Raw genomic sequence first — 18,636 nt, forward strand, 5'->3', positions numbered from 1 at the left:
CTTCGCAATGTTTTCGGTATTGCCGTATTTTCCGTTTACCATTTTACCAATAACCACGCGATTACGCATGTTTATCGCAATTTGCGCATAAAACAGGCACACCCAGCCGCGCCAGATGTGCCGATTGTGGATTATTGAACTTCCTTAGCGCTCCACTGGACGGAAATACCGTAGCCGTCCTCGAAGCTGCCTTCTGCCTCGCCGTCAGCAAGAACCATGTCGAGGCTCGGTTCATCCCCGTAGTGCGCCATGATGTCCTGGACCATCTTGTGGAAGGCCGCCTGGCAGTCCGCTTTGTGGGCGAAAACCTCGCTGGCCACCTGGTCGGGGCTGGCGAAGACCATTACGTAGACCGTTTGTTCCATGTTGACCCTACTTTCGTTTGTTCCGCTTTTGCGCCAGCTTCTTGGCCGCCGCAAAGCTGAGGACGTTGTTCTTGCGGCTGCTGTTGCTCTTTTGCCGCTGGTTCAGCTGCTCCTTGGGCAAGTATTCGAGCATCGCCGGCACCGCGTTCAATACCGCCCGGTGCTTTTGCAGGAACGTGATTTCTTCGGTGATGTCGCCGTCCTTCAGCTCCATCCCCTCAAGCCGCATCGCCACTGACAGGCGGGTTGCGGGTGCCACTGGCGTCATTTCGTTGTGCAGCTGTGCCATCACGAACTGGTAGCTCACCGCATCGTTGTTCTTGATGCCCAGCGCGCTGGCGAAATGGTCGCCGGCCACCTGCACGTTGATCTCGGGCATCGCGTACTTGGCCAGCCACGCCTCAACGAAATCGTCCTGCTGCTCGCCGCTGGTATCGCCCAGCGCGGCAATCATCGCCATATCCATGAAGGAGGCGCTGTCCGCCAGAAGGAGCACATCAACCAGGTGCGCGTTCAAAAACGTAGGGCTCTGCACGGCCGCCATGTTCGACATCTTGAAGAACTGACTGACGCGGATGAACGTGTCCCCGAGGTGCTCGGCAATCGTGGCCAGATTCTCGGCAGTGGCCGCCTCTTCCATGAGTTCGGCGACGCTGTCCGCCAACTTCCCGCCGTTGCGCAGCTTGCCCGCTTCACCGCAGAAGTCAAGGAAGTCACTCACAACGTCCAGAATGGTATCAAAGGTCACTTCCCGGTCCGCCGTCGTCACTTCGCTGGCCCAGTCCGCGCCGCGCTTTTCGAGCAGTTCCGTCGCCGATGTGTTGGTCCAGCGGGATGGCTGCCGGCCCTCTTCACTGAGCATCCCCAGTGCGAAGTCCAAGACAATATCGGCGTACTGCTGACGACTCAGGTGGTTATATTCATTGAGTTCATCAAAAATCTTGCTCGCGTAGAACTCATCGAGCCAGTCCTTGATTTTACCGGTCAGGTTCGTAATCTGTTTTTGTGTTGGTGCAACTAATTCAGTCATAATAACTCTTTTCAGTAAGGATGGTCACCGCGTTTACTGCGATGACCACCCAGTTAGTCTTTTCGCTTCTACCCATGTTATCTTGTTCCCGTTGCTTCGACAAGTTATTTATTCTCGCCCGCCTCGGCCCGGCGCTTGGCTTCCGCAAAATCGATAATCTTTCCCTCCTGATTGTGCGGGCTCACGCTGCTTGCCGGCGCGCCGAAGTACTGCTGCAAAATCGCGGCGTGGCGTTCCAAGAAGCGGCGCTCGGCCGCGGGGTTATTGAGTGGATCACCGTCAACCCGCGATGCGAGCATTGTGCGCTGGTTCTGATTCAGCGGCGTCGGGTCGCCAAGCAGACTTTGTTCCACCATCATTAAGATTACGTCATTTCCAGCAATTCTATCGCCACTATCACTACTTCGGAGCTGCGGCATCCCCGTATCCTTGAGCAGGCTGTCCACGTCGATGTCCGGCAGAATGTACTGCGTGTAGAATTCATGCGCGAATTTCGTCGGGTTCTTCTCATCTTCGGGCATGGCGAGGTTAATGGCTTCCTTCAGCGTCATCGTGTCGGCGAGCATGATGACGTCGGCCTTGTATTTCTGCAGAAAGGCCCAGGTCTCGGCTTCACCCACCGGGATGTCGATGTGCCGCGCGGTGGCAATCATGGCGATTAATTGTGACATGTGCTCGCCAAAATCAGCCTCACTGGCGGGTTTGGCCGGACTTTCCACGTAATTCATGATTTCGTCCGTGTCCGTGTAGTCACCATACTCATCGTTTGCGACCACAGACGCGTCATCCACGGCGTTAATGAGCCGGCGCGCGTTGCTGATGTGGTGCTCATCTTCCATGAAAATCAGAAAGTCGGTCAGGCTGTCGGACAAATCAAACGCGGCGAGCTCGTACTTGTCCATCCACCGCGGGAAGAGCGACTTCAGCACGCGCTTCATCATCGTTGCCGTCCACCGGCGCGGCTCACGGCCAAAGTGGTCCCACATGGCACTCGTGATATCCATCACCATTTCCGGCACCATGTTCTTGCGCTTTTCGTCTTGCGCATGCAGAACGATATACGAAACGTTGCCCTGGAATTCTTTAACCCACTGGGCCATATTCTCCATTAACTGTTCGCGTTTTGCATCCTTTGCCATGAGGAACCGCTCCTTTCACGTCAATTCGTGCCAACTGGTCCGACCTCACACTGACCAGAGTTTTTACAGTTGCGGCGCATTATTCTGCCGTTTGCCGCAATTATCTTTCGCCCACTATCTTCTGGATTGTTCTACCTAGATTATAACGTGTTTGGCCGCCACTATGCCATTTTATTGGGCGGCAGGAGGGCTGGCCAGCCCGGACCCGAAGGCCAAGACGCTTACGCCAAGTACGCCGTGTAGAAGAAGTACGCGGCGAGTCCGAACGCGGCAAAGCCGATGCAGATGCGAATTGCGCGTTGCGGCACGAACCTGACCACCATTGGGCCAATGTACACGCCGATGAACATGCCGACGCCGAGTGGAATTATCATCAGCCAATAGACCTTTGTCGTGAACGCGTAGATGATGAGTGACACAATGTTCGTCAGGAACGCCGCGAAGTTCTTGAGCGCGTTGGCCACCGCAAACGAAACGGGTAGCGTCATCGACAAAATCGCCAGCAACACAATCCCCGCCGCCGAGCCAAAGTAGCCAATGTACAGGCCCACTAGGAAGACGACGAAGTTCCGCAGCACCAGCTTCCACCCCGTCACCGCGTGGCCGACGTTTTGCTGCGGTCCGCGCGCCGACCAGAGCATCAGACCACCGGCTAAGGCGATCAGAAACGGAACGATTTTTTCGAAGCTGTCACCGGGGGCCAGGGCCAAAATAATCGCCCCGACGATGCCACCCACCGTCGCGTACACGGAGACGCTGACCATCAGTTTCCGGTTGCTTTTGAGTTCCTTGGTCGAGGACAAGCCCGAGCCGATGCCGGTAAAGATCATCGCGGCCGTGTTCGTGACGTTCGCGGACACCGGTGGCACGCCCAGCGCGATGAGCACGGGGTAGACAATCAGCGACGCCATCCCCGCCATCGACGCCAGCAACCCGCCGCCCAATCCAGTCACCAGTAAAATCATCGTCAGCACTACCACGTTCATATTATCGCCCCTCTACCTAATTAACGTGATTAGTATAGCGCAAATGGCGTGGCAAAATTTCACCAGCAATTGCGTTCGCATCCGGCCCACCGTAAGCCGCGGATTGTAAATTGTGGCCAGGCAAATTTGTTTCACGTTATTTGTGCCAGCATAATGCCGACTCCCGCGCGGCATTCATATACACCGTTAATAAGTCAGCGTTCTATTTCACAAAATTGGTAACCACATTTGATTGTGTTTAGATCCATTTCGCCATACTATATATAGTGTTCAACGCAATTATTCTGGGGGTTAAACCAATGGCAAAACATCAATTATTCACACGCATTCTTATCACTACCGGCCTGCTGCTCGGCGGCGTCGCGGCGGCAATGCCCGCAGCGCCCGCAAACTCCGTGGCCGCAGCCAGCACCACGAGCGCGACTCCGGCTGCTGTCTCGCAGGCACTCAAAGACACCACTACATACGTGAAGGGTCGACTCGACGGCTTTGCCAAGAGTGACACGAACATGGTGACCGACATGCCCGAGTGGCTGATTGTGGGTTACGCACGCAGCGGCGCCGACACCAGCAGCTTTGCCAAGCGCTACTTGAGCGATGCAACGGCCAAGCTGAAGCAGGCAACCGACGCCGGTAGCTACGACATGCTGGGTTACGGCGGCATTCGCGCGACCGACAACTCGCGCATCGCACTGGCCGTCACCGCACTCGGCGGCAACGCGGAGAACCTGGGCGGCAACAGTCTCTTTGACCGACTCAACAGCCTCGAAACCGTCACCGCGCAGGGCATTAACGGTGCAATTTACACTTTACTCGCCATCGACGCAAACCCAACCTACAAGTTCAGCCCCGTCACCGGCAAGGACACCCAAACTACCAAGCAGGCCCTCGTCGACTACATCTTGGGCAAAGAGGTCAAGGGCGGCGGCTGGAACCTGTTCGGCAGCACCGCGGACATCGACATCACGGCCATGGCGCTGCAAGCACTGGCACCGTACAAAAACGAGGCGAACGTGAAGAGCGCAATTGACCGCGCCGTATCCGTCCTCAGCAAGCGCCAGGACGCAACCGGTGGCTACACTTCATACGGCACCGCCAACGTTGAATCCGCCGATCAGGTCATCGTCGCCTTGACCGCGCTGGGCATTGACCCGCAAGACACCGCCTTCACGAAGAACGGCAAGACCTTAATCGATAACCTGATGTCCTTCCACGTTGCCGGCTCCGGCTTTGCCCACACCCTGGGCGATGCCGTGAACGACATGGCAACCGAGCAAAGTTACTACGCCATTGTTGCCTACAACCGGTTCCTCAAGGGTGAAACCAGCCTCTACGACATGTCCGATTTGGCCGTTACCAGCACCAAGCCGGCCGTCACCACCAGCAAGCCGCAAACGACAACTAAGCCGCAAGCAACGGAAGGCAGTAACGACAACAAACCAGCATCCACAGCGCCTGCTACACCTAAGCAGCAGCCAGGATCCAAGGATACTGATAATGACGCTGACGCCGTCCCAGCAGACACTGATGCTAAAAAGCAAAACACCGATTCTGTGCACAACAACGCCAACAAGCCAGCCGGCGTCCAGCCTGCAGCTGCAGCCCAAAACCAAGCGGCTAAGCATGAGGCCAAAGCAAAGTCCGACTTACCACAACTAGGCAGCACCGCATCCATCGTGGCCATTGCCCTGGGCCTGATTCTGCTTGTCCTCACCTTCGTCATCGGAAAGAAGGTGCGGTTTGATGCGTAGGCGTGCCGGATTAATTGCATTGCTGGCGGTCGCACTCCTGGCCGGTTGCGGCAAAAACGCCGCGGCGCAAACCTCAAGCACCGGCAGCAAAACGGTCACCACCACCAAGCTGGCCAAAAACGGCGTTGTCACCAAGGCCCAAATGAAGAACCTCGCAAACAAGGGCGGGCAGTTCACCCTCTCTGGCAAGCACGACGGGATTAAGTACAGCTGGACCTACGACTCGGCGCAGGTGAAAAACCCCACCAAGCAGAAACTAGCACTGACAATAACTAACGCCAAGAGCAAGGCGGCACTGGCCAAGGTGCCCGGCGCCAAGAATCTGATTGGCATCAAGTTCGCACAGTTCCACCTGGCCGGCGCCCCCACTTTGACCATCACCATCCCGAAGCGCTGGTCCGCATCGGCCGCGGTTTTGCTCAGCGGCAACAAGCTCACCGTTGATTCAGCGACGCCGGTCAACCTGAAGCAAACAGCCAAGACAACGCAGCTGAGCTTCAAGGTCACGAGCGTCCACCGCACCGTTTACCTGGTTGGTACCACCAAGACCGATAAGACCAAGACCATCAAGAAGGCCAAGGTCGTTGCCAAAAAAGAGGCCACAAAAGCCACTTCGACCAAGGCTAAGGCTAAAAAGGCGGCGTCTAAGACCAAAAAGCACGCTGCCGCCACCAGTAAATCAAGCTCGGCAGCCAGTTCCGCTTCTAAGGCCAGTTCTAGTAGCAAGGATGCCGGGAGTTCCAGCAGCCACGCTGTTGCCACTAGTTCAGCGGCAGTCAAGCACGCAACACACAAGACCAAGCACGCTACGGCTAAAGCAACAAGTAGTGCGCCTACCGTCACGATTTCGATTAACGCATCTACGGCCGCACACCACCTGGACCAGATCAAGGACAACAAGAAGAATTCCGTCCCTAAAAGCGGCGTGATTTTGCCGCCAACCAAGGTTACACTTAAAACTGGTGAATCAGTTTACGACGTGTTGAAGCAGGTCACCGCCGAACGTGGCATCCAGATGGAAGCGCGGTGGACGCCGGCCTACAACGCCTACTACATTACCGGCATTCACAACCTGTATGAATTCGACGGTGGCGCCGCATCCGGCTGGATGTACTCCGTTGATGGCTGGTTCCCGAATTACGGCGCATCATCATACAAAGATTTGAAGAACGGCAGCGTCATCAAGTGGCTGTACACGCTTGAACTTGGCGCCGACGTCGGGGGACACAATTGAAAACCGTTCACGGACACCGCGACCCATTCGGTGAGGCACACCCGCTGATCCAGGCCGCATACTTTATCATAATTCTGGGGCTGACGGCATTTTGCCTGCACCCCCTCGCCTTGGTGGCGGCGCTGATTGGCGCCGCCATTTATGGCGCTATCCTGCGGGGATGGCGGCACGTGGCAAAATTACTGCTGACGTTCATCCTGCCGGGGATGGTTGTCTTCACGCTCATCAACATGTGCTTCAACCATTACGGGCAGACCCTGCTGGTAACCCTAAACAGCGGCAACTCCATCACGCTTGAGGCCATCGTCTACGGCCTCGTTCTGGCGGGTGTGCTGGCATGTGGCCTGTGCTGGTTCGTGGCCATCAACCAGCTGATGACCCGGGACAAAATCGTTTATCTGTGTGGGCGCATGCTGCCGGCAATTGGTCTGCTCATGAGCCTCACCTTCCGCTTCGTGCCACTGCTCGGACGCCAGTTTCGGGCGGTCAAGAACGCGCAGACCGGCACCGGCAACGCCGTGGGCCAGGTCAACTGGCGCCAGAAGTTCCACGTGGCCGCCAATATTTTCTCCATAATGACCACCTGGGCCCTCGAAACGGCCGTCACCACCGCCGACTCAATGCGCAGCCGCGGTTACGGCACCGGTCATCGCACCGCGTACGCCCGGTTCCACTTTCGCACGTCCGACCGGATTCTGGCCGCCGTGCTGATCGTCCTCACGGGGCTGGTGCTGATCAGCTGGCGCATGCACGGCCTGTTTGCCCAGTACAACCCGCAGATTATTATCGGGCGCAACCTCTGGACACTCATCGGCACCCTCGCCGTTCTTGGTCTGGCACTATTGCCCAGCATCATGTACGTCTGGTCGCGCCTGCACCAGGTTCCGGATAATGCCAAGGCCGAACTGCCGCCGTATTTTGCACGCAATTAATTGAAAGTAGATAGATTAATGCTTGTTTCCTTTAAAGACTATTCCTTCACCTACGCCGACGCGAAAACCGCGCTGACCAACATCAACCTGAATATCAAGGCAGGCAGCTTCACCGTCATGTTCGGCCGCAGCGGCAGTGGCAAAACCACGCTGCTGCGGCAATTGAAGTCGGTGCTGCTGCCAAGCGGAACGGCCACCGGGAGTTTGCTGTGGCACGACCAGCCACTGGCCAAGCTGGACAACCGGCAGCAGGCCAGTGCCATTGGCTACGTGAACCAGCAAGCCGACGCCCAGTTCGTCACCGACAAGGTCTGGCACGAGCTGGCTTTTGGCCTCGAGAGTCTGGGCGAAAAGCCAAACGTCATCCACAGTCGCATTGCCGAAATGGCGACCTTCTTTGGCCTCACCGAATTGATGAGCCGGGACGTCACCACCCTTTCCGGCGGGCAAAAGCAGCTTGTCTCCCTCGCCAGCGTCATGGTTATGCGCCCCGAGCTGCTCCTGCTGGATGAACCCACGGCCCAGCTCGATCCACTGGCAAAACAGAGCTTCATCCAGGCCCTCGTGCGCCTGCACAACGAGCTGGGCACGACCATTTTGCTGGCCGAACACGAACTGGAAGACGTCACCAGTTTCGCCGACCAGCTCGTGATGATGCGCAGTGGGGCCATCGTCGCGGACGGAGCGCCCCAGCAGGTCAGTGCCGACCTCTTTGCTCAGCACGCCCCGCTGTTTGCGGCCCTGCCGACCGCAACGCGGCTGTACTGCAATTCCGTAACCAGCGTTCAGGCGGCAACCATCCCCCTGACCGTGGGCGCCGGACGCGCATGGCTCCAAGGTTTCGTTCGTAATCCGGAACCATTTGCGACGCCCGCCCCCGAGCCGGACGCACAGCCGTGGCTGATTGCCAAGCACGTTTCGTTTCGCTACAGCCAGGACGCGCCCGACACCCTGAAGGACATTAATCTGCAAGTGAGCCGCGGCCAGTGGTACGGCATCGTTGGCAGCAACGGCGCCGGCAAGACCACGCTGCTCAACCTGCTCGGCCGAATTTTGCGCCCGAGCAGCGGTAAAATCACGCTGGCAAGCCAGCCCCTCGACCGGTATCGCAGCGCCGACTTGTACCAGGAATTCCTCGCCGTTATGCCCCAGGACCCGACGACGCTGTTTGCCAGTGCCACGGTGCAGGCCGAACTGATGACAACGGCGAAGCGCGTGCAGCCGGCCATGGGCGCTGAAGCCGCGGTGAGTGGCGTGATCGATTTGTGCCACCTGCGCCCGCTGCTGGCCCACCACCCGTTTGACCTCAGTGGCGGTGAGCGCCAATTGCTCGCGCTGGCGAAGATTATCTTGCTGCGGCCAAAGGTACTCCTGCTGGACGAACCAACCAAGGGGCTGGATGCCTTCACCAAGGCGGCGGTCGGCTCGATTTTGGCCCAGCTGCACAGTACTGGGGTCACCATCGTCATGGTCACCCACGACCTGGACTTCGTGGCCCAATACGCGGATCACATCGCGCTGCTTTTCGATGGCGAAATTGCCGCTTCCGCACCGACGCACGAGTTCTTCGCCGCCAACAGTTTCTACACCACGACCGCAAACCGCATCGCCCGCGATTACTGGCCGAACGCCATCACGCTGGAGGAGGTGGAAGCATGCCTGCAAAAAACCAATTCCTAAAGCAGCTGTACGCTGACCAAAAAGACGTGCCCACCGCCGATTTGCCGGCCATGCCGCAAAACCCGGTTCCGACCTTCAGCCACCCCAAGCGGGCGTTATCGTGGCAGCGCACGACTCTCGTCTTAATCCTCAGCGCGCTCGTGCTTGCGTTTGGCGTGCACACGGGCCAGCGCCACTACCTGGTGACCAGCCTGCTCCTCATGGCCGTCGCGTTCGGCGCGGTGTGTCTGCGGTTTGAGCGCCGTCACCCCAGCGCCCGCGAGCTCGTGGTCATTGCGGTGCTGGTTGCGCTGGCGGTGGCCGGCCGCAGCGCCTTTTTCATGCTTGCCCAGTTCAAGCCGATTGCCGCCATCGTCATTGTCAGCGGCATCGCCTTTGGGAGCGACGTCGGCTTCCTTGTTGGCGCAATGTCCGCGCTCACGTCGAACATCTTCTTCACGCAGGGGCCCTGGACCCCGTGGCAAATGCTCGGTTTCGGTTGCGTCGGCTGGCTCGCCGGCACGCTTGCCTGGGCGCACCTCCTGCGACCGAACCGCATCTCCATGTGCATCTTCGGCTTCTTCAGCGTCATCATCGTCTACGGGGGCATCCTGAATCCGGCGTCCATCATCATGTACGGCGGGGTCATCACGAAAACCGCACTCATTGCCATCTACGCCTCGGGGTTCCCCATGGACCTAGTCCACGCTGGGGCCACGGTGCTGTTTCTGGCGGTGCTGGGCATGCCGATGTTGCGCAAGCTCGCACGGCTGCAAGACAAGTACGGGATTTTCAAGTAGCGGTCGGGCGCAAAGCTGCGGATCAACCGCTGGGTGAATTACGACATAATCAAGAGCAGGGCATAACTTTTCAGTTGTGGCCTGTTTTTTCGCTCGCCACAGCAAAACACCACCTAGATTGCAAATGAGGCAATATTACGTTTTTGTACTAATTGAGCAAGTGCCTACCAGTAAAGACACCCCCGCTAACACCCGTACTGGTTCTTGCGCGAATTATGCCGTTTTTGCATTTTTCCCGTGGCCCAGCAACACAATTCCGCTTAAGAAAACATAGTTTATTCTTAGCCAATAACAAACATTTTTCTAATCGCTCCAAAACAACGTTATTATATTCCGAGCCACCATGCCGCCCACGCGGCTTTGCGGCATTTACGCGCCTAGTTGAATAAACCAAATGCAGAAAATGCACAACTATACCAATCAATATTCCGAGTCTTTAAATAACACCAAAAGTGTAGAATCCCTGTTGCCAGCAACCCGACCATTGAGCATTTTTTCCTGCAAAAAGTGCCGGTACTACCCACATGATTTAATCGGCGGGACGTGCACCGGCAATATTTATTTCTTTCACAATAACAATCAATTGATATTTACCGGTTGACGGAAAGCGCTACGCAAAGTGTATACTAATACGAGTAAAATGAAATGATTTATTCAACCGCAATTATTCGCACGCCCACCCTTTTTTATTTTCGGGATTGTGCCGCACTTTGGAGGAGAAAATATGGAAGACCACGAAGCCAAACTGGGTGCCTTTTTCCGGCACATTCGCAAACGCCGGGGGCTCAAGATCCGCGATGTCTCCGCCGGGATTTCGGAAACCACGCTGTCACGCTTTGAACGCGGCCAGATTGACCTGACCATCTCGAAGCTCGCACCCGCAATGGAAGCCGCCGAAATGGATCCCGCTGACGTTCTCATGCGGCCCAACCAAGCCAAGGCCGCCTTTGACGTCGCGCTGCGTTCCGTCCACGATGCACTCGTACGCGGGAACAAGGCGATGGCCACCGCCGCGCTGCACAACTACCGGTTCGCCACCGACAACATGTATTTGCCCCTGCGTCCCTTTAACCTGATGATTCTTGAAACATGGACTGAATCCATCAAGTTTCCAACCATTTACCTGTCAGACGCTAACCAGGATGAAGTGGTCAGTTTTCTTGAACGCGACGATGACTGGCACCACTTCGAATACATGCTGTACGCGGAACTCGTCTACTTCATGGATGAGCACCACAGCAAGCGCGCCTTCCGGATTATGGTCCGCTCGTTTGCCAAGCGCCAGCACCCAGAAAACGACCGGCAGGCATACCAGATGGCGCTGATGAACGCCATTATGCGGCCAATCGAAACGGGCGACCTGGAGTTTGCCGGCGAAATCATGAAGATGATTGACGGGATGAAGCTCAGCCCAATTGACATCTTCACCAACTACCGCCGCGAACTTTGCCGTTGCGCCTTTGCCTTCAAGCAAAACGGCGGCGAAGAGCAACGCGAAATCCTGCAAAACCTGCTTGGCTCACTGGACTTCCTCGGCAGCCCGCAGCTTGCAGCAAGCGACATGTTGTGGCTGAAGCGCTGCGGCGTGGAATTCAAATAAGATCGGTACCAAAAAAGGAGATTGACCAGCTGGCCAATCTCCTTTTGCTTATTCACCGATATGTTCGGGAAAAACCCGACCTGCGTTCACAACTGCGAGGGTTTCTTGCAGCGCGGACCAGTAGGATTCTGGAACCACAAACGCGTCGGGTTCACCGTCTGTGCCGTTAATCTTGATTACTTGCGCCTTGTTGTTCGCCGCCCGGATGATATCACTCAGGTGGGCCTGCGCCATTTCTGCTGAATATTCTGTCTGCATGGATTTACCTCACTTACACTTCCGCATTCGTTAGTATCCATTATACAAACAAGCGTTCGAAATGGCAACTCGGTTAAATCACTAAGCCGAGTCCGTCAGCATCCACAATCTTGATGTGGCCCCGACCAGATTGCTCGATTAGGCCATCATCCTCAAAGGTGGTCAGCCGCCGACTAATTGTTTCGGCCGACGTTCCGAGGTAAAGTGCTAGGTCCTTCTTGCGCAGCGGCAAGGTGAATTCCGCATCCCCCATTGCCGCGCTCGTTTCGAGCAGATAGTTGGCGAGCCGCTCAGCCACGCTGGCCGTGTTCGCCGCCGTCGCCTGGTTCTCCAGGGTGACAACCCGCTGCCCGAGGGCGTTGAGCACGTTCAGTGCGAGGTCTGGGCTTTGCCGCAGCAGCTGCTGGAAGTCGCTGCGGCTGATGGTGCACACCTGGCTTGCGGTCAGCGCGATAGCATTGTTGTTGTGCTCCGTCTTGGTGAAGAGCACGGCCTCACCGTCAAAATCGCCGGCCTGCAGCAGGCGCAACATTTGTTCCCGCCCGCTGACGGTGTCCTGCGTGACCTTGACCTGACCGCGCGCAACAATGTACAGCGCATCGGCGTCGGTCCCCGCCAGAAACAGTGTGTCGCCGGCAGCAACGTTGTGCTCGTGCACGAGCTGCGCAATGGCGGTAATCGTCCCTGCGTCCAAATTCTTAAAGATCGGCACCAGCCGCACGCAACCTTCTGCATCATGAATGTGCATCTGCAATCCCCCCGAGCCAAGTATCTTTCCTAACTACATTGTAACGCGTCTTTGCCTGCTAACGAGAAAAACCGGAGCTACGTCAGCCCCAGTTTTGCCCCGTCAATTAATCTTCGTCGTCATCGTCGTCCTCTTCATCGAGGCCGGTGCGGGCGGTGTTACCGAGCAGTGCCTGGTACTGGCGAATTTGACGATTGTTCCAGCCGAATAGCTGCACGAGCTCAGCGGCAAATGCGGGCCGGTTTTCCTTTTGTGCCAGTGCAATCGCGCGGGTTACAAACAGGTTGTCGGTGTTCAGGTCGCTCACGATCCCTTGGACCAGGGCGTCAGCGTCCAGATACTTGCTCTCACCGTGTTCCTGAAGCATGGTCCAGGCACTGTATTCGCTGGTGATGTTTGCCGGGATTTCGTCTTCATCCAGGAGGTCCTGGGCAATCCGGTCAATCCACTCGTTGTTGGCGGCGTTCGTCGCCTTGAACGCGGCAGCCAGCTGCAGTGCGTTTGGTCCCTTGACGAACCACTGTGCCTGGCGCAACCGGTTCGTAAGCACCACGTGGTTACTCAGAATGTGGTTGGTCATCGCGCCGGCAGTTGGTGTGTGGTGATCGGCCTCCGACTGTGCCTGTTCTGCTGCGTACTGCTTGGTAATTGCTTCACTGAATTCTGTCATGTGTAATCTCCTGTCTATGCCAGTTCCTTAACCTTCACGCTCTGCACTTCGTATCCGAGGCCGGTCACAACGTCGGCAAGTTTGTCGGCATCGGTCTTACTTGAATCGAACTGAGCCTTGAGCTTTGCCGCGTTGAAGAGCACCTTCACGCTGCTGACGCCATCGACGCCGCTGACTGCGTGTTCAATCTTCTGCATGCAAGATGGGCAAGTAAGTGCACCAAGCTTCATAACTGCTAATTCCATGAGATAACCTCCTCGTAATCCGAATGCGGTGCGCAACGCGCTGCATTCGAATCGCAACAATCTTTTTCTTTCTGTCTACTCTTATATAGTAATTGGTTGCCGGTCAAAGCTAATTGACGTAAATCAAGTTAGCCGCTTTTTTCCGAAAAAACTTTGGTGCTCGTTCTGGTAATTATTTGCGCAGCAGCCGCATTGCGTTGCCGATAACCAGCAGGATGGAAACTTCGTGGACCAGCATCCCGCTGCCCATGTGGACGATGCCCACCAGCAGGCCCAGGAGCAGCAGCGCCACGGTCCCAACCGCAATCACAATGTTCTGCGTGGTAACGTTCGTCGTGCCCCGCGCCAGGGAAACAGCCTGGCTCAGCGTGTTGAACTGTGGCCGCACGAGCACAACGTCCGCCGTGTCGAGGGCAACGGCCGTGCCGCCGCCCATGCCAACGCCGATATCCGCCGTTGCAAGCGCCGGGGCGTCGTTAATCCCGTCACCAACGAAGGCAACCTGGGCGCCGTTTGCTTGCGCCGTCTTCACGGCCTCAACCTTTTCGGAAGGCAGCAGTTCTGCCTGGACCTCATCAATTGGCAAGTCCGCGGCAATTCGTTCTGCGGCGGCGCGGTTGTCACCCGTCAGCATCACAATCTTCTTCACGCCCGCCTTCTTCAGCGCGGCCAGACCAGCAGCGGCGTCTGGGCGGACAATGTCGTTGACCCCAACAACCAGCCGAACGAGGCCGTTTGCTGCCAGAATCACTACCGAGTCCCCGGCGTTTTGCGCCTTCTTGACCGCCGCATCAACGTCCGCGGCAACCGTGATTGCGTGTTCCGCCAGCAAGCGCTCATTCCCAACGAGGTACTGACCATCGGCGCTGGCAAGCCCGCGGCCCTTGATGGTTTCCATGTCGGGTACGGCCGCTTGGGCAACCTTTTGGCCGTCAGCGTATTGCACAATGGCCTTGGCCAGTGGGTGCACACTGCCCGCCTCAATGCCGGCGAGAATGCCGAGTGCTTCGTTTTGATCACCGTTAAATGCAGCGACACTGTGAACCGCCATCTTCCCGGTCGTGATGGTCCCGGTCTTGTCGAGCATCAGCGTGTCAGCCTTGGCGAGGCTGGCAACGGTCGCGCCACCTTTGAACAAAATCCCACTACCAGCCGCGCGGCCAATCCCGGCAACGTTGGCAACTGGTGCCCCAATGACGAGGGCCCCTGGGCATCCGAGGACAAGCATCGTAATTGCGAGGCTAATGTCACGGCTAACCAGCCCAACGATAATCGCAATCACGAGGACTGCGGGCGTGTAGTAACGGGCAAATTTGTCGATAAAACGCGCAACCGGCGCCTGGGCGTCCTGCGCTTCTTCAACTAACTCAACAATCTGACCGAACGTGGTGTCATCCCCCGCGGCCGTGGTTTCAATTGTCAGCGTCCCGGAGTCAAGCGTGGTCCCGGCAAAAACATCATCGCCGGTCGCCTTTGCCACCGGGCGCGCCTCACCGGTGATTACCGCTTCAAGTGTGTCCCCAGTCCCAGCGACCACGGTCCCATCAACGGGTACCTGACCACCAGGGCGAACCACAACGCGCATGCCTTCGTCGATGTCATCGATGTCGGTCGCAACTAGGCTACCATCGTCCTGCAGCACATCAGCTTGTTGCGGCGCCATTTCGGTGAGATCCTTCACGGCCGAACGCGTCTTGGCCAGTGTCCGTTCTTCAAGCACATCGCCGAAGAGGAACAGGAAGGTCACGATTGCGGCCTCATTGGGTTCGCCAATCGCGAGGGCCCCAATACAGGCGATGGTGACCAGAAGCTCAATGCTAATTGTTTTGGCCTTCAGTGCACCGAATGCGCGGGACGCGATTGGGACGGTCCCAACCACACCGCCAACGTACATGACGGCCATGGCCAAGGCACTCACGTGGAGCCAGCCAAGTAGCCAGCTGATAAGCACGAGTCCGCCGACCGTGCCGGCCAGCAACTGTTTGTGTTCGTTAAACCATAAATTCATTTTCATGACGTTTCCCCCTGCAGGCCACGCATCTTTTTGTTGCGCTTGCCTTAACTTATGTACCTAGCTTAAGGCGTAAGCAAAAAGGCAACCTTGACCAACGTCAAGATTGCCTTTTTTTCGAAAATATTTTTTAGTTAAACACCAGTTTTGTGAAGATGGGTGCCTTAATATTTGGCCTGCTCGAGCCTGAAGCTGATCTTCTGCCCCTTCTTGGCCACAATGTCCCCCGCCCCTTTGGCTGCGGACTTGCCGTCAATGTAGAACATCCAGTACAAGTTCTTCTTGGCGTTTTGCTTGTGGCCGTTAATTGCCGTGATGAAGCCCTTATCCTGGTCGACCTTGTAGTGTTTCTCCATCGCCGCCAGAATGGATTGCTTCTTGACCACCGCGATGTGCTTCTTGCTGATTTGCTTCTTATTGACGGTGAGCGTCACGGTGTACGTGCCGTTCTTGGGCGCCGCATTTTTGTGGCCATTCCCGCAGGCACCAAGAACAACAATGACAATGAGCGCGGCTAGGGCGAAGAGCAGCCGCTTCAATACTTTATTCAATACCAGTTCCTCCAACCAATTATTCGTTCCATTTACACTCTACAAGTCACCAACGTTTTTGGCAAAAATAAAAGTGCATGCGCATCAGCTGCACATGCACTTTCACTTTGCCTAGCCGCCCACATTACTTAACTGGGCAGGCCCCGGACGCGCAGTCCGTTTGATCGACAATTTCCAAATCCTTAACGTCAGCTGGGTGCAGCTCGTTGAACTTCTTGGCGACGTCGCCGTGAAGCTGAGCGCGCATCTTCTTGTAGTCTTCCTTGCTGAATGGTTCCTTTGGTGCCTGCTGGTAGCCGGCGCCACTGTATGGCAGCAGTGAGGTGGACTTGATGATGTTGCGGTACTGGTTGAACAGCGGTGCAATCTCATCCGTTTCACTGTCTGGCTGGAAGGTTACGGTGCAGGAAACCGAGTTGTCCGCCCAGTACGTCTGCAGGAATGCCTGCGTTGCGAACTGTTCGGCGATGCTGACGGTACCAGCGGACGCAAAATCAGGACTGTCGGCGTGTTCGGCCCGAACGGGGAACTCAACGCACATCGTGTTCTTGCTGTAGATATCGGGTTCGATGTTGTAGCCACAAGCCTTCAGGGCGTCGAGCACGGGGTCGCTGTCCTGGAAACGAATGCGCTGAATCAGGTAGTTACTGTAGTGGAAGTGCATCCCTTCAGAAACCCCAGCCAGCTTGGACACGGTCCCAGATGGCTTAACGGTTGTGTGCTTAATCGATTCGTTGCAGTGCAACTGCTTGGAGTATTCCTTGTCGGCAGCAACAACGCCCTTGTACAAACCATCAAAGGCCTTGACTGCTTCCTGGTCGTAGATAGGCTTCTTGATTGCCGCGCCAGTTTCGGGGTCGGTTGCATCTTCATAGCCGGTGACAACGCGGTGGCCAAAGCGGGACAGAATCCAGTCCTGAATCCCGGACATGGACACACCAATCCGGCGGTTCTTTTCAATGACGTTCCGGGAAATTTCCCAGTCGTAATTGCTGAACGTAACGCGCTTGGTGTAGCGTGCGGCTAGACGGAATGCGGCGTGCAGGTTCCAGCCCTGCTGCTCCGCAATCACTGGGAACACTTCAAACAGGTTGCAAGGTTCACCATTGGCCAGCGAGATTTCGCCACACGGGTTCGTGCCTTCAACCTCGGCGTCAATGCCCTCCTGCCGGCCATCAGCAATCCGCCCGTAGTTGCGCGCCAACTCGAGGTTAACCATCCCTGGTTCCCCGTTTTCGGCGATTGCTGCGGCGACTTCATCATAGCCCGTGAAGCTGCTGGTAACGAGCACGGAGTTGTTGGAAGCCCAGCGGTGGTGGTACAGCTTGTCCTTGTCCTGCTTCATCGTGATGAACGCAGAGTCGTCGGCGCCACCCAGGGCAATTTCAGCGGAACGGCGCACGTTCCCGGCAACAACGGTCTTCCCAATCAGGTTCCCGATGTCGGTGGCGTCAACACTGGTCAGCTTGCGGCCCACGGCATCGTTCAGAACGCCGTTAATGTCGCCCAGCATCTCAACCAGTGGTGCAGGACCGGAAGCCGTGCCCCCGAAGCCGTGAATCTTGGCACCACGTTCGCGAATGTCAGAGATATCAAGAACGAGCGTCGTGACACCACTAGGATTGGTCCCGTTGAAGTGGGCGTCAATCAGTGCCGCGTTCGCTTCGACCCAGCCTTCGCGGGTGTCTGGCAGGCGGTAGCTCAGCGCGTCGTCAATGTTGTTGGCCGCAAGCCATGCGTCGCGGTCCACTGCTCCGGCAGCGATGGATTCATCGTAAGCCTTACTGGACTTATCAATAATCACAGCCAGGTCAATCCGGTTATCAACTGCCGGCATCTGGTTGACGTTTTCGGCCGCCACGGAGAAGCCAACACCGCCGCCCTTCATAAGCTGATCAAACATGAATGAGAATGGCATGGATGGTGCCACCGTCTTTTCGGACAGGTACCACGGCACGATGTGACTGTGCCCATAGGCTTGCGGACGGACGGCCACAAACCAGCAGTTATTCAGGGCGTCACCATTACGCTTCTGGTAGTCACTACCAGAGATCCACAAGTTACGGCCACTAGGAGTTGCAGCCAGGCCGTAGACGAGCTTGAATAGCTGTTGCGCTTCGTCGGTGAGTTCGGCATAAACATCGGGATCAATCTCGTCCGTGTGCAGACGGGGGTCGAGGTTAATATTACCTTCGACCACGCGCTTAACGGTTTCGTCCCAGTTTTCAGTGCGGCCCTTACTATCAATCCAGCGGGCGTACGTGCGCTTGTAGGTAACCCAGCCCAGTTCACCCCAGTGTGGCTTGACGGTGTTCACGACAGACTGCACGAAGTCGTCGGTTAAACTTACTCGAATTGCGGTTTCAGTTGCCATATATTATGTACCTCCTAGTTTTCAATAGAAATAGCGTGCAATATCAGCACGCTATTTCTATTGAATGTATCTATACAATACACCATATATAGTGGCTATGGGTGGGTTTCACGGAACAAAAACACAACTTATTGAAAGCATGCTTTGCAAATGTAGTCCCCGCGGTGCTTAGAGTCCTATTAAAAAATTTGTTACAAATTATTAACGGAAATTCTGTTTTCTGTTCGTGAACAGGTACACAAAAAGCGGGACAAATTCTCCCGCTTTTCGAATACGAACAATA

General features: G+C 56.3%; 17 protein-coding genes. 6 read left to right on the forward strand and 11 right to left on the reverse strand.

The features are described from left to right. Positions 1-131: 131 nt before the first annotated feature. The 4 genes from EKN00_RS05895 to EKN00_RS05910 form a co-directional block, all read right to left on the reverse strand. Complete coding sequence (locus EKN00_RS05895; protein WP_127849231.1) at positions 132-365, reverse strand: hypothetical protein; 234 nt, start codon at positions 363-365, stop codon at positions 132-134. A gap of 7 nt (positions 366-372) precedes the next feature. Continuing rightward, on the reverse strand, positions 373-1,395 hold the full coding sequence (locus EKN00_RS05900; RefSeq protein WP_127849232.1) for a hypothetical protein: 1,023 nt from the start codon (positions 1,393-1,395) through the stop codon (positions 373-375). A gap of 104 nt (positions 1,396-1,499) precedes the next feature. Then, positions 1,500-2,534: a hypothetical protein gene (locus tag EKN00_RS05905; protein WP_127849233.1), complete on the reverse strand. Its 1,035-nt coding sequence runs from the start codon at positions 2,532-2,534 to the stop codon at positions 1,500-1,502. Positions 2,535-2,755: 221 nt separating this feature from the next. Next, on the reverse strand, positions 2,756-3,520 hold the full coding sequence (locus EKN00_RS05910; RefSeq protein WP_127849234.1) for a sulfite exporter TauE/SafE family protein: 765 nt from the start codon (positions 3,518-3,520) through the stop codon (positions 2,756-2,758). 299 nt (positions 3,521-3,819) lie between these two features. Between EKN00_RS05910 and EKN00_RS05915 the strand changes: the two genes are divergently transcribed. The 6 genes from EKN00_RS05915 (at position 3,820) to EKN00_RS05940 (ending at position 11,496) form a co-directional block, all read left to right on the forward strand. Beyond that, entirely contained in the window at positions 3,820-5,271 is a 1,452-nt protein-coding gene (locus EKN00_RS05915; RefSeq protein ID WP_127849235.1) for a prenyltransferase/squalene oxidase repeat-containing protein, read from the forward strand. After that, positions 5,264-6,505, forward strand: coding sequence for a DUF4430 domain-containing protein (locus tag EKN00_RS05920; RefSeq protein ID WP_241559467.1), 1,242 nt, complete (start codon positions 5,264-5,266; stop codon positions 6,503-6,505). The genes EKN00_RS05915 and EKN00_RS05920 overlap by 8 nt, the downstream gene beginning before the upstream one ends. After that, positions 6,502-7,437 (forward strand): energy-coupling factor transporter transmembrane component T, encoded by a 936-nt coding sequence (locus EKN00_RS05925; protein WP_127849236.1) that lies wholly within the window; start codon positions 6,502-6,504, stop codon positions 7,435-7,437. The genes EKN00_RS05920 and EKN00_RS05925 overlap by 4 nt, the downstream gene beginning before the upstream one ends. A gap of 18 nt (positions 7,438-7,455) precedes the next feature. Next, positions 7,456-9,117 (forward strand): ABC transporter ATP-binding protein, encoded by a 1,662-nt coding sequence (locus EKN00_RS05930; protein ID WP_127849237.1) that lies wholly within the window; start codon positions 7,456-7,458, stop codon positions 9,115-9,117. Beyond that, a complete protein-coding gene (locus tag EKN00_RS05935; protein ID WP_127849238.1) occupies positions 9,093-9,896 on the forward strand; it encodes an ECF transporter S component in 804 nt (267 codons plus the stop codon). Before EKN00_RS05930 ends, EKN00_RS05935 begins: the two co-directional genes overlap by 25 nt. Positions 9,897-10,620: 724 nt before the next feature. Continuing rightward, a complete protein-coding gene (locus EKN00_RS05940; protein WP_127849239.1) occupies positions 10,621-11,496 on the forward strand; it encodes a helix-turn-helix domain-containing protein in 876 nt (291 codons plus the stop codon). A 48-nt stretch (positions 11,497-11,544) separates the two neighbouring features. Here the strand turns inward: EKN00_RS05940 and EKN00_RS05945 are convergent, their stop codons facing one another. From EKN00_RS05945 to nrdJ, 7 genes are all read right to left on the reverse strand, one after another. Further along, a complete protein-coding gene (locus EKN00_RS05945) occupies positions 11,545-11,754 on the reverse strand; it encodes a type II toxin-antitoxin system Phd/YefM family antitoxin (RefSeq protein ID WP_127849240.1) in 210 nt (69 codons plus the stop codon). A gap of 73 nt (positions 11,755-11,827) precedes the next feature. Next, positions 11,828-12,502, reverse strand: coding sequence for a Crp/Fnr family transcriptional regulator (locus tag EKN00_RS05950; RefSeq protein WP_127849241.1), 675 nt, complete (start codon positions 12,500-12,502; stop codon positions 11,828-11,830). 106 nt (positions 12,503-12,608) lie between these two features. Continuing rightward, positions 12,609-13,172 carry a ferritin-like domain-containing protein gene (locus EKN00_RS05955; RefSeq protein ID WP_127849242.1) on the reverse strand — a complete coding sequence of 188 codons (564 nt, stop codon included), beginning with the start codon at positions 13,170-13,172 and terminating at the stop codon, positions 12,609-12,611. A gap of 14 nt (positions 13,173-13,186) precedes the next feature. Then, on the reverse strand, positions 13,187-13,417 hold the full coding sequence (locus tag EKN00_RS05960; protein WP_127849243.1) for a heavy-metal-associated domain-containing protein: 231 nt from the start codon (positions 13,415-13,417) through the stop codon (positions 13,187-13,189). A gap of 172 nt (positions 13,418-13,589) precedes the next feature. Continuing rightward, entirely contained in the window at positions 13,590-15,431 is a 1,842-nt protein-coding gene (locus EKN00_RS05965) for a heavy metal translocating P-type ATPase (RefSeq protein WP_127849244.1), read from the reverse strand. Positions 15,432-15,592: 161 nt separating this feature from the next. Continuing rightward, positions 15,593-15,979, reverse strand: coding sequence for a DUF4430 domain-containing protein (locus EKN00_RS05970; RefSeq protein ID WP_127849245.1), 387 nt, complete (start codon positions 15,977-15,979; stop codon positions 15,593-15,595). A 124-nt stretch (positions 15,980-16,103) separates the two neighbouring features. Further along, the gene (nrdJ, locus tag EKN00_RS05975) at positions 16,104-18,353 is read right to left on the reverse strand and encodes a ribonucleoside-triphosphate reductase, adenosylcobalamin-dependent (RefSeq protein ID WP_127849246.1); all 2,250 of its coding nucleotides are present in this window, start codon (positions 18,351-18,353) and stop codon (positions 16,104-16,106) included. Positions 18,354-18,636 lie beyond the last annotated feature (283 nt).

Origin of the sequence: Lacticaseibacillus hulanensis, from assembly GCF_004010095.1 — a bacterium.
GTDB classification, from domain to species: Bacteria; Bacillota; Bacilli; order Lactobacillales; family Lactobacillaceae; genus Lacticaseibacillus; species Lacticaseibacillus hulanensis.